The organism is Pseudomonas sp. CROZ-RG-20F-R04-15, assembly GCF_022662375.1.
Taxonomy (GTDB): domain Bacteria; phylum Pseudomonadota; class Gammaproteobacteria; order Pseudomonadales; family Pseudomonadaceae; genus Aquipseudomonas.
This window is the reverse complement of record NZ_JAKNQL010000010.1, coordinates 49506-62841: the sequence shown is the minus strand read 5'-3', so window position 1 is coordinate 62841 and position 13336 is coordinate 49506. Positions and strand designations below refer to the sequence as shown.

Here is a 13336-nt window from a genome sequence, read left to right as displayed (position 1 = left end):
GAGCCTCGCGGCTCCCGCTGCGGCTTACCAGGTTTGGGTGGCCTTGAACTTCTCGATACCGGCTTTCATGCCAGCGTCGATTTCGTCATTGAAGTCACCTTTAACGTTGATCTTGGCCATCAAATCGGCGTGATCGCGGTTGAAGAAAGCAATCAGCGCTTGTTCGAAGCTGCCGATCTTGGCGATTTCAATGTCAGTCAGGAACCCACGCTCAGCGGCATACAGCGACAGCGCCATGTCAGCGATCGACATTGGTGCGTATTGCTTCTGCTTCATCAGCTCGGTAACGCGCTGACCATGCTCAAGTTGCTTACGGGTCGCTTCGTCCAGGTCAGAAGCGAACTGGGCGAATGCCGCCAGTTCACGGTACTGAGCCAGAGCGGTACGGATACCACCGGAGAGCTTCTTGATGATCTTGGTCTGAGCGGCACCACCCACACGGGATACCGAAACACCGGCGTTCACTGCAGGGCGGATGCCCGAGTTGAACATGGCCGATTCCAGGAAGATCTGACCGTCGGTGATGGAAATCACGTTGGTCGGAACGAACGCGGAAACGTCGCCAGCCTGGGTTTCGATGATCGGCAGTGCGGTCAGGGAACCGGTTTTGCCGGTCACTGCGCCGTTGGTGAACTTCTCTACGTATTCTTCCGAAACGCGGGATGCGCGCTCCAGCAGACGGGAGTGGAGATAGAACACGTCGCCTGGGTAAGCTTCACGGCCTGGTGGACGGCGCAGCAGCAGGGAAATCTGGCGGTAAGCCACTGCTTGCTTGGACAGATCGTCATAAACGATCAGCGCGTCTTCACCGCGGTCGCGGAAGAATTCACCCATGGTGCAACCGGAGTACGGTGCCAGGAATTGCAGCGCAGGAGATTCCGAAGCACTGGCAGCCACGATGATCGTGTTGGCCAGGGCGCCGTTTTCTTCCAGCTTGCGAACCACGTTGGCGATGGTCGATTGTTTCTGACCGATAGCTACGTAGACGCAGAAAATGCCGCTGTCTTTCTGGTTGATGATCGCGTCGATCGCCAGAGCGGTTTTACCGATCTGACGGTCACCGATGATCAGCTCACGCTGGCCACGGCCGACAGGAATCATGGCATCGACAGCCTTGTAGCCAGTCTGTACAGGCTGGTCTACCGACTTACGCCAGATCACGCCTGGAGCAACTTTCTCGACCGCGTCGGTCTCGGTGTTGCCCAGTGGACCTTTGCCGTCAACAGGGTTACCCAGTGCGTCGACTACGCGACCCAGCAGTTCCTTACCAACCGGAACTTCGAGGATGCGGCCGGTGCACTTGGCGCTCATGCCTTCAGCCAGAGACTGGTAAGCGCCCAGTACAACGGCACCTACGGAGTCTTGCTCCAGGTTGAGGGCCATACCGTAGACGCCGCCCGGAAACTCGATCATCTCGCCGTACATTACGTCGGCCAGACCGTGAATCCGCACGATGCCGTCAGATACGCTGACGACAGTGCCTTCGTTACGGGCTTGGGAGGTCACATCGAGCTTGTCGATGCGGCCCTTGATAATTTCACTTATTTCGGAAGGATTGAGTTGCTGCATTGCTCTGCTGCCCCTTCAAACTCAAGATTTCAATGCTTCGGCAAGTTTCGCGATTTTGCCGCGAATCGAGCCATCGATAACCAGGTCGCCGGCGCGGATGACGACACCACCTATTAGGGCAGCATCCTCCGCAACTTGCAGGCGCACTTCCCGGTTGAGTCGTGCACTGAGAACCTTGGCGAGTTTGTCTTGCTGTTCTTGGTTCAATGCAAAAGCACTGGTCACTTCAACGTCTACCGACTTCTCTTGTTCGGCCTTGTACAGGTCGAAAAGAGCGGCAATCTCCGGCAGAAGCGGGAGACGGTCGTTTTCGGCAACGACATTGATGAAGTTCTGTGCCTTCGCATCAAACTTGTCGCCGCACACGTCAATAAACGTGGCGGCCTTTTCTGCGCTCGTCAGTCGCGGGGCCTTGAGCACGCGCTGCATGGTGTCATCTTGTGACACCGCTGCAGCCAGGCCGAGCATGGCTGACCAATTGGCCAGTTGCTGGTGGGCCTGAGCGTGCTCGAAGGCCGCCTTAGCGTAAGGTCGGGCCAACGTGGTCAGTTCTGCCATGATCGCCCTCGCTTAGATTTCAGCAGCCAGTTGGTTAACCAGCTCTGCGTGCGCGTTTTGATCGATTGTGGCACCCAGGATCTTCTCGGCGCCGCCGACAGCCAGCAAACCCACTTGGGCGCGCAGCTTGTCTTTGACACTGTTCAGTTCCTGTTCGATCTCGGCTTGAGCCTGAACCTTCACACGGTCAGCATCGACACGGGCCTTTTCAACGGCCTCTTCGACAATCTGGTTACCGCGTTTCTTGGCTTGCTCGATGATTTCAGCTGCCTGAGCTTTCGCTTCGCGCAGTTGCTGACCCGCTTTTTCTTGGGCCAACTCCAGGTCGCGAGCTGCACGGCTGGCAGCGTCCAGACCATCAGCGATCTTCTTTTGACGTTCGTGCAGAGCAGCGATGACCGGAGGCCATACATACTTCATGCAGAACAGTACAAAAATCAGGAACGCAACGGACTGGCCAATCAGGGTCGCATTAATGTTCACGCCAACACCTCGCAGTTACGTTGTCCATCACATCAAATTACTCGGAAGAATCCGGGTAATTAGCCAGCGATCTGACCAACGAACGGGTTCGCAAAGGTGAAGAACAGAGCGATACCAACACCGATCATGGTTACGGCGTCGAGCAGACCGGCAACGATGAACATTTTAACTTGCAGCATTGGAACCATTTCTGGCTGACGCGCTGCGCCTTCCAGGAACTTGCCGCCCAGCAGGCCGAAACCAATTGCGGTACCCAGTGCGCCCAGGCCGATCAACAGTGCAACAGCGATAGCGGTTAGACCAACTACAGTTTCCATCTTTCCTCCCGACTTTTACGTCGTATGGTTTAGGTTTTTTAGATTAAAGCGGTAAAACAAATCGTTTCAGTTGCCCTGTGAAGAGCCCCTTCCCGTTTGACCGGGAAGGACATCAGACTAGTCGAGACTGGCCTTAATGGTTTTCTTCGTGCGCCATCGACAGGTAGACGATGGTCAGCATCATGAAGATGAACGCCTGCAGCGTGATGATCAGGATGTGGAACACAGCCCACGCCCACTGCAGAACAACGCCCAGGCCGCTCAGCCAGAGCAGGCCGCTGCCGAACATCACAGCGATCAGAATGAACACCAGCTCGCCGGCATACATGTTGCCGAACAGACGCAGAGCCAGAGAGATCGGTTTAGCGATCAGGGTCACGAATTCCAGCAGGAAGTTCACCGGGATCAGCAGGGCTTGAACGAAGATGTTCTTGCTGCCGAACGGGTGCAGGGTCAGTTCGCCGATGAAGCCGCCGAAGCCCTTGACCTTGATGCTATAGAAAATGATCAGTGCGAAAACCGAGAACGCCATGCCCAGGGTCGCGTTCGGGTCGGTAGTCGACACGGCGCGGAACGGGATGTGGTGGTCACCGGAGATCAGGATGGCCAGCTGAGGAATCCAGTCGACCGGTACCAGGTCGACGGCGTTCATCAGGAACACCCAGACGAAGATGGTCAGTGCCAGCGGCGCAATCACCGGGCTACGGCCATGGAAGCTGTCTTTCACGCTGCCATCGACGAATTCGACCAATACTTCAACGAAGTTCTGCAAAGCACCCGGCTGACCCGAAGTCGCTTTCTTTGCCGCCATGCGGAAAAGAAGTACGAAGATCAGACCCAACGCGACCGACCAGCCGAGGGTATCGACGTGGAAAGCCCAGAAGCCCATTTCTTTGGCTTCTGCTGCGGTATGGGCAAAGCCCCAGCCGCCGTTAGGTAGCTGACCGAAGGTCAGGTTCTGCAAGTGGTGCTGGATATAGCCCGAAGCGGTTGTTTCTGCCATGGTTGCCTCAAACGCCCTAAGGTCTCGAAAGTCTTGTTCTCATCAGCAGGGGAGCGAACCAGCTGACCGACTGAGTCAGCACGAACGCGCCGAATACAGCTATCGGCGCCAGTGGCTTCACACCTGCAAACACCAGTGCAAAGAGCACTGCCGTCAAAATCAGTTTGCCTGCCTCGCCGGCATAAAATGACCGTACGATGGACTGGGCTGCTCGGGCGCCGGAAAACCGAAATGCCTTGTGAGCAAAATAAACATTGGGCAGCAAGGCTATCAGGCCTCCGCAAAGTCCCGAGTATCCGGCAACGACTCCGTGCCATTGCCAGAGCGCCAAAGCGGCAATGAGCAAAATGACAAATTGAGCCATCAACACCGGAAAAACCGCCAGGCGATGGAACGGCAGGCGGTTTGGCTTGCGGGTTTCCATCACTATTGCTCTCCAATGGTCGGCTGCCAGAATTCAATAACTTGGCATAATTTGTGCCGACAAAATGCGCGCAGAGTATAGGGGCGGTTCTGCCCCTATTCAACTGTCAGGTAGTGATTTCCGACTGCGCGCTACATGAGGAAATGTTTCAGCGGATGTGTGCGAGCACACCTTGAAGCTCATCGAGAGAGTTGTAACCGATCACCAACTGCCCCTTTCCCTTCTTGCCGTGGCGAATCTGCACCGCAGAGCCTAGGCGCTCGGCCAGACGCTGTTCGAGACGAGCAATATCCGGGTCGGTTTTGGTCGCTTCCACAGGCTCCGGTTTGCCACTCAACCACTGGCGAACCAACGCCTCAGTTTGGCGCACAGTCAGGCCGCGTGCGACAACATGTCGCGCCCCTTCCACCTGCTGATTGTCCGGCAGACCGAGCAAAGCACGGGCATGACCCATTTCCAGGTCACCGTGGGACAGCATGGTCTTGATGACTTCCGGCAGTGCAATAAGCCGCAACAGGTTAGCCACAGTGACGCGGGACTTACCCACAGCCTCGGCGACCTGCTGCTGCGTCAGCTGGAACTCCTGCTGCAAACGCTGCAGGGCCACCGCTTCTTCGATCGGGTTGAGGTCTTCACGCTGGATGTTTTCGATCAGCGCAATGGCGATTGCGGTTTCATCCGGTACGTCGCGCACCATCGCCGGGATGGTTTCCTGCCCGGCTTGCTGGCTCGCGCGCCAGCGGCGTTCACCGGCGATGATTTCAAAACGACCACCGCCAATCGGGCGTACCACGATCGGCTGCATTACGCCTTGAGCCTTGATCGACAGCGCCAGCTCTTCCAGCGCCTGCGGATCCATGTCCCGGCGCGGCTGATACTTGCCACGCTGCAGCAGATCAAGCGGCAGGTGTTGCAACTCACGGGTGTCAGCTTGCGCGGCTTGTTCTTCCAGCGCGCTGACGGTCGGACCACTCAGCAGTGCATCCAGTCCACGTCCGAGACCTCGTTTCTTGACGGCCATGGGGATTCCTTAAGTTGCCTGAGCGGCGGCGATGCGTGAATTTTTGCGCTGACGGCGAACCATCTCGCCAGCCAGGGCCAGATAAGCCAGGGCGCCACGCGATTGCTTGTCGTACGCCAGCGCCGGCATGCCGTAGCTCGGCGCTTCGGCCAGGCGGATGTTGCGCGGGATCACCGTGTCGTACAGCTGCTCGCCGAAGTGTTCCTTGAGCTGCGCCGAAACGTCGTTCATCAGGCTCAGGCGCGGGTCATACATGGTCCGCAGCAGGCCTTCGACTTTCAGATTCGGATTGAGCAATTCAGCGATGCGCTTGATGTTATCCACAAGGTCGCTCAAGCCTTCGAGCGCGAAGTACTCGCACTGCATGGGGATAATCACCCCGTCAGCGGCGACCAGCGCGTTCAGCGTGAGCATCGACAGCGACGGCGGGCAGTCGATCAGAATGTAATCGTAGTTTTCACGGATCGGCGCCAGCGCGCTGCGCAGACGGCTTTCCTTCATCTGCATTTCCAGCAGCACCACTTCGGCCGCCGTCAAATCGCGGTTGGCCGGCAGCAGTTGGTAACCGCCGTGCTCGGAATAGTGCATGGCCTGGGCCAGATCGCATTCACCGATCAGCAGGTCGTAGACCGAGTTTTCCAGGCCGTGTTTATCCACACCGCTACCCATGGTGGCGTTGCCCTGTGGATCGAGATCGATCAACAACACCCGGCGCTTGGTCGCGACCAGGGATGCTGCGAGGTTGATGCAGGTGGTGGTCTTGCCCACACCACCCTTTTGGTTCGCTATCGCGAATACCTTAGCCATTCTTGCTTGTGTTCCCAATCATGCCGTGCGGCGCAGTATCAGCAGATGGCGTTGGCCTTGGCAACCGGGTACGGCCAGGGCGTGTTCGCTATCGAGTTTGAAGTCTGCCGGCAATGCTACCAGCTCATCGGCCGGATGAACGCCCTTCATTGCCAGCCAGCGTGTATCGGCATCGCCGAGGTGGCGAGTCCAGTTGGTGAAGTTTTCCATGCTGCTGAACGCCCGGGAAATGATCCCGTTGAACGGCTGTGCAGGCTGGAAGGCTTCGACACGACTGTGGATAACTTGCAGGTTATCCAGTTTGAGTTCGAGTTTGACCTGAGTCAGGAAGCGGGTTTTCTTGCCGTTGCTGTCCAGACAAGTCACTTGCGAATCCGGATACAGGATCGCCAACGGGATTCCCGGCATGCCGCCGCCGCTACCGACGTCGAGCCAGCGACCGTTTTCGATGAACGACATGACGCTGAGACTATCGAGCAAATGCCGCGAAACCATTTCGTCCGGATCGCGCACGGCAGTCAGGTTGTAGGCCTGGTTCCATTTGATCAACAGGGCCAGATAACCCAGCAGCAATTCGTGCTGGGTTTCAGTGAGATGGACACCGAGCTCGCGGGCTCCTGTGGATAACTCTTCGGCGTGTTGCGAAGTGACCTTAGAACTCAAGCGCTTTGCTCCAACTGACGGCCCGCGCCGCGTTTTTTCAAATGAATCATCAACAGCGAAATCGCTGCCGGGGTCACGCCCGGGATCCGCGAAGCCTGGCCCAGCGTCTCTGGTCGAGTCGCGCCGAGCTTGCTCTGGATCTCCTTGGAGAGACCGGAAATGTTGGTGTAATCGATATCCACAGGCAATTTCGTGTCTTCACTGGCGCGCAGACGGGCGATTTCGTCCTGTTGACGGTCGATATAACCGGCGTATTTGGTCTTGATTTCAACCTGCTCGGCGACCTGTGGATCTTCGGCGCCGTTGCCGGTTACTTCGACCAGACCAGCGTAGTCGATTTCCGGACGGCTCAAGAGGTTGAGCAAGTTGTATTCGTGGGTCAGCGGCGTGCCGAACTTTTCGGCAATCGCATCGCCCTGCTGAGTATTCGGGCGAACCCAGGTGCTTTTCAGGCGCTGTTCTTCGAGTTCGATGCTTTCGCGTTTCTTGCAGAAGGCCGCCCAACGCGCGTCATCGACCAAGCCGAGTTCGCGACCTTTTTCGGTCAGACGCAGGTCGGCGTTGTCCTCGCGCAGAATCAGGCGGTACTCGGCACGGGAAGTGAACATGCGGTACGGCTCTTGGGTGCCGAGGGTGATCAGGTCGTCGACCAACACACCGATATACGCTTCATCGCGACGCGGGCACCAGGCTTCTTTGCCCTTGGCGCGCAGTGCGGCGTTGGCACCAGCAAGCAAACCTTGCGCACCCGCTTCTTCGTAACCGGTGGTGCCGTTGATTTGCCCGGCGAAAAACAGACCGCCGATGACTTTGGTTTCCAGGCTGTACTTCAGGTCGCGCGGATCGAAGTAGTCGTACTCGATCGCATAACCCGGACGCACGATGTGCGCGTTTTCCATGCCGCGGATCGATTGCACGATCTGCAATTGCACGTCGAACGGCAAGCTTGTGGATATCCCGTTCGGGTACAGCTCATGGGTGGTCAAACCTTCCGGTTCGATGAACACCTGATGGCTTTCCTTGTCGGCAAAGCGGTGGATCTTGTCTTCAATCGACGGGCAATAACGCGGGCCGATGCCCTCGATTTCACCGGCAGCGGAATACATCGGCGAACGGTCGAGGTTCGCCGCGATGATTTCGTGGGTGCGGGCGTTCGTGTGAGTAATCCAGCAGCTGACCTGGCGTGGATGTTGTTCTTTGTTGCCCATGAACGACATCACCGGAATCGGCGTATCGCCCGGTTGCTCGGTCATCACCGAGAAATCCACAGACTTGCCATCGATACGCGGCGGTGTCCCGGTTTTCAAACGACCGACACGCAATGGCAGTTCACGCAAACGGTGAGCCAGGGCGATTGACGGCGGATCACCGGCACGACCGCCAGAAAAATTCTGCAAACCAATGTGGATAAGTCCGCCGAGGAACGTACCGGTGGTCAACACCACGGAATCAGCGAAGAAACGCAGACCCATTTGCGTGACAACACCACGGACTTGTTCCTGCTCGACGATCAGGTCGTCAGCGGCTTGTTGAAATATCCACAGGTTCGGCTGGTTTTCGAGGATTTCGCGGACAGCGGCTTTGTACAGAATCCGGTCGGCCTGAGCGCGGGTTGCACGCACCGCCGGGCCTTTGCGGCTGTTCAACACGCGAAACTGGATGCCACCCAAATCGGTAGCCGTGGCCATCGCGCCGCCGAGGGCATCGATTTCCTTGACCAGATGGCTTTTGCCAATGCCACCGATGGCCGGGTTGCAACTCATGGCACCGAGGGTTTCCACGTTATGCGTCAGCAACAGGGTTTTTGCCCCCATACGTGCTGAGGCCAGTGCTGCCTCGGTACCGGCATGACCGCCGCCGATGACGATCACTTCAAAACGGGAAGGGAAATCCACCACGCACCTCGTGCCTGCTTAAGTAGGTAATTCAGGAATAGTTTGAGATCAGGTTTCTGGACCTGGTCGACAAGTATAGGGACTTCGCCCTTCCTAAAGAACCCTTTGCACAAAATTTAACCAGCTGTGGAGAACTCGAGGTTAAAAGAATAAAAAAGAGAGAAATTTATAAAACCTTTGTTTTTATGTTTATTTCTACTGAGCATCATTTCTGTGGATAGATCGCTACAGGCCTTGATATTCAATATGTACAGAGTTTCAAAACCCTGTGATCATGTGCCAATGAGGGCCTTGGATAACCGGTTTAAGCCTGTGGATGAAAGGGATGGTTATCCACAGAGGGGGTTATATCCAGTTTTCAGGCCCTGTTATCAACTGCCCTTAGTGGCAGTTATTCACAGGGCTTAATCTACAGAAAGTCGATAAAACAGCGTATTCGGGACGCAAAAAAATCGCCAACGAGGGTTCGCTGGCGATGAAGAAGCCGATGGAGGGAAGTGCGAGGGCTATTGTGAGAGAACGTAACAGGGGCTAATAATAGGCATTATCATTAACTCATCAGTTCTTCCCCATGTCCTTACCCGCCCATAACGCTGCGATCGAGCAAATCTACGAGCAACACCATTCGTGGCTATATGGCTGGCTCAAGGGCAAATTGCATGACGCCTGCGATGCCGCCGATGTCGCGCATGACACGTTTGTGCGGATTCTGGCGGCGCGTAATGCCGCGCAGATCCGCGAGCCACGAGATTATCTGGCGACCATCGCGCGCGGTCTGGTCATTGATCGTTATAGAAGGCAGGCTATCGAAGTCGCTTATTTGCAGACCCTCGCGGCTCGACCGCAAGCCACTGCCATCAGCGAGGAAGACAAGGCGCTGATCATCGAAACCCTGGTCGCTGTGGATAAAGCCTTGGCCGGGCTCGGCGCCAGAAGCCAGCAGATCTTCATGCTCTCGCAGATTGATGGTCTGACTTATCAACAGATCGCTCTGCAGTTAAAGGTTTCACTGACCACCGTAAAGAAGCACATGATCCGCGCTCTGACGGAATGTGCCCTGATCATGGCGCAACGTTGATGGCCATCGCCCCCAATCGCCAGATCTTCGAAGCGGCTGCCAGCTGGTATGTGCAGTTTCAGGCGGATCCGCCAACGCTCGCCGAACAGAAGGCGTGGCAGCTGTGGATAGATAGCGACCCTGCGCATCTGGCGGCGTGGAACCAGATGGAACAATTGCAGCGCCACCTCGGCACCCTGCCGCAGGATCTGAAACGTCGCGCACTGAATAACGGTCAGCAACGCCGCCAGGTGCTGAAATTGTTGCTGCTCGCAGCGGGGACGGGGTTCGTTGGCTGGAATGTTCAGCAACACCCATCTCTGAGGAATGTCTGGGCCGACTATAAGACCGGGGTTGGTCAGCGCCGCAACATCGCGTTGGCCGACGGCAGCCAGATTCAACTCAACACCGACACTGCCATTGATGTGTCTTTCGATGCGGCACATCGACTGATTCGTTTGCGCTCGGGTGAAATCCTCATTCAAACCGGCAAACTTGGCGATCAACGGCCCTTTTTCGTCGAAACCCGGGATGGCCGGATTCAAGCACTCGGCACCCGTTTCTCCGTTCACCAGCTGTCGGGCTCTACCCGAGTTGGAGTGCTGGAAGACCGGGTCAGTGTTCAGCCCGCGGATGCATCAACGGCCGCAAGAATTCTGCAGGCAGGCGAAGGCGCGGATTTCGATCGTCAGCACATCGGCTTCATTCATCCCTTCAAGTCCTCTGAAGTGGCATGGATCAACGGCCAGTTGATCGTGCTTGATGCACGTTTGGGCCATGTCATCGACGAATTGGGCCGCTATCGCAGCGGTGTTTTACATTGCGATGCGCGAGCCCGGGAGCTGCGTGTCTCCGGGACATTTCGCCTCAACTCCACCGATGCAGTCCTGGCCAACCTTCAGGCGTCACTACCGATTAACGTGCGCTATTTCACTCGTTACTGGATCTCGATCAGCCACAACACTTGATTGAAATTTCACCTGGGGAAAATAAATCGACAACAGGGTTATCTTTTTTTGCCCTGACCCGGCCCTTCAGGTAATCGCGATAAACGCGGCTCTTTGCCACCTTCAGGGCTTATCCACACATGCGTCTTCCCACGTTTCGTCAGCGTTTTTCCTACCATTGCATTGCCTACAGCTTACTGATGACCAGCGCCGCATCCTGTCTGGTGATTAGCCATAACGCCGTCGCTGCATCGACCACCCAGCGTTATGCGATTGCAGCGGGCCCGCTGGACAATGCACTGAGCCAGTTCGCCTCGGCCGCCAACGTGATTCTGTCGTTCTCGCCGCAACAGACCAGCCGCTTGCGCAGCGTCGGGTTGAACGGCAACTTCACCGTCGACCAGGGTTTCGCCCAACTGCTGCAAGGCTCGGGTTTGCAATCCGTACCGCAGGCGCCGGGCAGTTACATTCTGCAGGCGCTTCCGAACGGTGATTCATTGGAGCTGGCCCCGACCAACATCAACGGTCAGTTGGCCAATCCGATGAATCTGGATTACGCCGCCGACGTCGGTTACAAGGCGCAGAACAGCCGGATTGGTACGAAAACCAGTACGCCGTTGTCGGAAACGCCGCGCTCGGTATCCGTTGTAACCGCCCAGCGCATGAAGGATCAGAAATCTCAGACACTCACCGAGGTACTCGGCTACGTGCCGGGGATCTTTGCCCCACCGTTCGCCGCCGGCGATAGCCTTGCCGGGGATCTGTTCTACATTCGTGGTTTCAACGCCACCGATTACGGCTACGGTCTGTTGCGCGATGGACTACGCGTACAGGGCAATCGCTACGACACCAGCACCGAGCCTTACGGACTTGAGCGCGTCGAGATTTTCCGTGGCCCGTCTTCTCTACTGTATGGAGAAAACGCACCGGGCGGTCTGGTCAATCTGGTGAGCAAACGCCCAACTGCCGCACCGCAAGGCGAAGTGCAATTGGGTTATGGCTCGAATAATCGCCGGCAGATCGGCGTCGATGTCTCCGGCCCGCTCAATGACAGCGGCAACGTGCTCGGGCGCGTAGTGATGCTTGGGCGCAAGTCCGACACCCAGACCGATCATGTTCCGGACGACCGCATCTACATCGCACCCTCCCTGACTCTGAATTTCGACGATTACAACACGCTGACCCTGCTGGCCAACTACCAGAAGGATCACACCAATATGGAACTTGGCCTACCGGCCGCCGGGACTTTACTGACAAACCCCAACGGCAAGTTATCCAAAGGCACCATGCTCGGCGACCCGGACTGGAACACCTTCGAACGGGAAACCTGGAGCACCGGTTACGAGTTCAGCCACTCCTTCGATGATGATTGGCAGTTCCGGCAGAACTCGCGCTACATGCAGTCGCGTATTACCCGTCATGAAACCTGGCCGGGCAACCTCAACAATGCCGGTTTCGGCACACGCCTGAACATGACGGCCTACGATCGCTACAACAGATCGATGGTGTATTCGCTGGATAACCAACTGGAAGGCAAATTCCAGGTCGGCGGTCTGGAGAACACCGTGCTGTTCGGCGCCAGCTACGATCGCACCTCGTTCAATCAGGACTGGAACGCCGGCATCGTCGGGCCGATCGATGTGTATAACCCGGTGTACCTGCGCGCCCCGACCACACCGATTGCGGTGCAAAACACCTTGCTTGAACAACAGATGAAAGGGGTTTATGCACAGATCCAGAGCAAATATGACCACTGGCTGTTCCTGCTCGGTGGCCGTCAGGATTGGGTCGACAGTGATTTTCGCGACAAGGTGGCCCAGTCGAGCGACATCAGCTCCGAGGATAAGAAATTCACCTATCAGGGCGGCGTGATGTACCAGTTCGACAACGGCATGACGCCGTATGTCAGCTATTCCACCTCGTTCGTGCCGGTGCAGCAGATTTCCAATGCGGGCGCGCCACTCGACCCAATCACCAGCAGCCAATACGAAGTGGGCCTGAAGTACGAACCGATCGGCTGGGACACTGCCTTCACTGCGTCGGTGTATGACCTGCGCAAAAAAGACGACACCTACTTCGACGCCACCACGTCGAGCTACCGCCAAGTGGGCGAAAGCCGTTCCAAGGGTGTGGAACTGGAGCTCAACAGCAACCTGACGCAGAACCTCAACGTAACCGCGGCCTACACCTACACCGACGCCCGAATCACCAAGGATGCCGCGACGTCATTGGTCAAAGGCCATCAAATGACCGGCGTGCCGCGTAATCAGGCTTCGGTCTGGGCGAAATACCGTTTCCTCGATGGCGACTTGAAAGGTCTGTACGTGGGCGGTGGTGTGCGTTACTTCGACAGTGCCTTCGCCTACACCTCGCCTTCTCTCTACGGAAAGCTCGATGCCGGCGATGTCACGTTGGTAGACGCGGCGATCGGCTATCAGATCGACACGCACTGGAGCGTCGACCTGAACGCGAAGAACCTGTTCGACAAGGAATATGTGTCAGGTTGCAACGACGCTGGCCGTTGCTACTGGGGTGAAGATCGCACCCTGCTCGGTACTGTTTCCTACAACTGGTAATACGAAAAAGGGGCTG

13 protein-coding genes are annotated in these 13336 nt (G+C 56.8%); 3 read left to right on the top strand and 10 right to left on the bottom strand.

Annotated features, from left to right (window positions below; genetic code table 11):
- Window positions 1–24: 24 nt before the first annotated feature.
- From atpA to mnmG, 10 genes are all read right to left on the bottom strand, one after another.
- Entirely contained in the window at window positions 25–1569 is a 1545-nt protein-coding gene (gene atpA, locus L8H52_RS16400; RefSeq protein ID WP_016984064.1) for a F0F1 ATP synthase subunit alpha, read from the bottom strand.
- 21 nt (window positions 1570–1590) lie between these two features.
- On the bottom strand, window positions 1591–2127 hold the full coding sequence (locus tag L8H52_RS16395) for a F0F1 ATP synthase subunit delta (RefSeq protein WP_007911956.1): 537 nt from the start codon (window positions 2125–2127) through the stop codon (window positions 1591–1593).
- 12 nt (window positions 2128–2139) lie between these two features.
- Entirely contained in the window at window positions 2140–2610 is a 471-nt protein-coding gene (locus L8H52_RS16390) for a F0F1 ATP synthase subunit B (RefSeq protein ID WP_003229781.1), read from the bottom strand.
- Window positions 2611–2669: 59 nt separating this feature from the next.
- The gene (gene atpE / locus L8H52_RS16385; RefSeq protein WP_003097235.1) at window positions 2670–2927 is read right to left on the bottom strand and encodes a F0F1 ATP synthase subunit C; all 258 of its coding nucleotides are present in this window, start codon (window positions 2925–2927) and stop codon (window positions 2670–2672) included.
- A gap of 133 nt (window positions 2928–3060) precedes the next feature.
- Entirely contained in the window at window positions 3061–3930 is an 870-nt protein-coding gene (gene atpB / locus L8H52_RS16380) for a F0F1 ATP synthase subunit A (RefSeq protein WP_007911917.1), read from the bottom strand.
- Window positions 3931–3946: 16 nt separating this feature from the next.
- Window positions 3947–4354, bottom strand: a complete 408-nt coding sequence (locus tag L8H52_RS16375; RefSeq protein WP_003229783.1) for a F0F1 ATP synthase subunit I — start codon at window positions 4352–4354, stop codon at window positions 3947–3949.
- Between the two features lie 148 nt (window positions 4355–4502).
- Complete coding sequence (locus tag L8H52_RS16370) at window positions 4503–5375, bottom strand: ParB/RepB/Spo0J family partition protein (RefSeq protein ID WP_242207931.1); 873 nt, start codon at window positions 5373–5375, stop codon at window positions 4503–4505.
- Between the two features lie 9 nt (window positions 5376–5384).
- Window positions 5385–6182, bottom strand: a complete 798-nt coding sequence (locus L8H52_RS16365) for a ParA family protein (protein ID WP_007911909.1) — start codon at window positions 6180–6182, stop codon at window positions 5385–5387.
- Window positions 6183–6200: 18 nt separating this feature from the next.
- Window positions 6201–6845 (bottom strand): 16S rRNA (guanine(527)-N(7))-methyltransferase RsmG, encoded by a 645-nt coding sequence (rsmG, locus tag L8H52_RS16360; protein WP_064116544.1) that lies wholly within the window; start codon window positions 6843–6845, stop codon window positions 6201–6203.
- A complete protein-coding gene (mnmG, locus tag L8H52_RS16355; RefSeq protein ID WP_016984066.1) occupies window positions 6842–8740 on the bottom strand; it encodes a tRNA uridine-5-carboxymethylaminomethyl(34) synthesis enzyme MnmG in 1899 nt (632 codons plus the stop codon). Before mnmG ends, rsmG begins: the two co-directional genes overlap by 4 nt.
- Window positions 8741–9311: 571 nt before the next feature.
- Between mnmG and L8H52_RS16350 the strand changes: the two genes are divergently transcribed.
- From L8H52_RS16350 to L8H52_RS16340, 3 genes are all read left to right on the top strand, one after another.
- The gene (locus L8H52_RS16350) at window positions 9312–9818 is read left to right on the top strand and encodes a sigma-70 family RNA polymerase sigma factor (protein WP_242207932.1); all 507 of its coding nucleotides are present in this window, start codon (window positions 9312–9314) and stop codon (window positions 9816–9818) included.
- Window positions 9818–10765, top strand: coding sequence for a FecR domain-containing protein (locus tag L8H52_RS16345; protein ID WP_242207933.1), 948 nt, complete (start codon window positions 9818–9820; stop codon window positions 10763–10765). Before L8H52_RS16350 ends, L8H52_RS16345 begins: the two co-directional genes overlap by 1 nt.
- Before the next feature lie 119 nt (window positions 10766–10884).
- Window positions 10885–13320 carry a TonB-dependent siderophore receptor gene (locus L8H52_RS16340; protein WP_242207934.1) on the top strand — a complete coding sequence of 812 codons (2436 nt, stop codon included), beginning with the start codon at window positions 10885–10887 and terminating at the stop codon, window positions 13318–13320.
- Window positions 13321–13336: the final 16 nt, after the last annotated feature.

Excerpts from the sequence above, each read along its gene's own strand:
- L8H52_RS16345 (WP_242207933.1), top strand. The coding sequence starts at position 9,818 with ATGGCCATCGCCCCCAATCGCCAGATCTTCGAAGCGGCTGCCAGCTGG.
- L8H52_RS16350 (WP_242207932.1), top strand. The coding sequence starts at position 9,312 with ATGTCCTTACCCGCCCATAACGCTGCGATCGAGCAAATCTACGAGCAA.
- atpB (WP_007911917.1), bottom strand. The coding sequence starts at position 3,930 with ATGGCAGAAACAACCGCTTCGGGCTATATCCAGCACCACTTGCAGAAC.
- L8H52_RS16340 (WP_242207934.1), top strand. The coding sequence starts at position 10,885 with ATGCGTCTTCCCACGTTTCGTCAGCGTTTTTCCTACCATTGCATTGCC.
- atpA (WP_016984064.1), bottom strand. The coding sequence starts at position 1,569 with ATGCAGCAACTCAATCCTTCCGAAATAAGTGAAATTATCAAGGGCCGC.
- L8H52_RS16365 (WP_007911909.1), bottom strand. The coding sequence starts at position 6,182 with ATGGCTAAGGTATTCGCGATAGCGAACCAAAAGGGTGGTGTGGGCAAG.
- L8H52_RS16375 (WP_003229783.1), bottom strand. The coding sequence starts at position 4,354 with ATGGAAACCCGCAAGCCAAACCGCCTGCCGTTCCATCGCCTGGCGGTT.
- L8H52_RS16370 (WP_242207931.1), bottom strand. The coding sequence starts at position 5,375 with ATGGCCGTCAAGAAACGAGGTCTCGGACGTGGACTGGATGCACTGCTG.
- atpE (WP_003097235.1), bottom strand. The coding sequence starts at position 2,927 with ATGGAAACTGTAGTTGGTCTAACCGCTATCGCTGTTGCACTGTTGATC.
- L8H52_RS16395 (WP_007911956.1), bottom strand. The coding sequence starts at position 2,127 with ATGGCAGAACTGACCACGTTGGCCCGACCTTACGCTAAGGCGGCCTTC.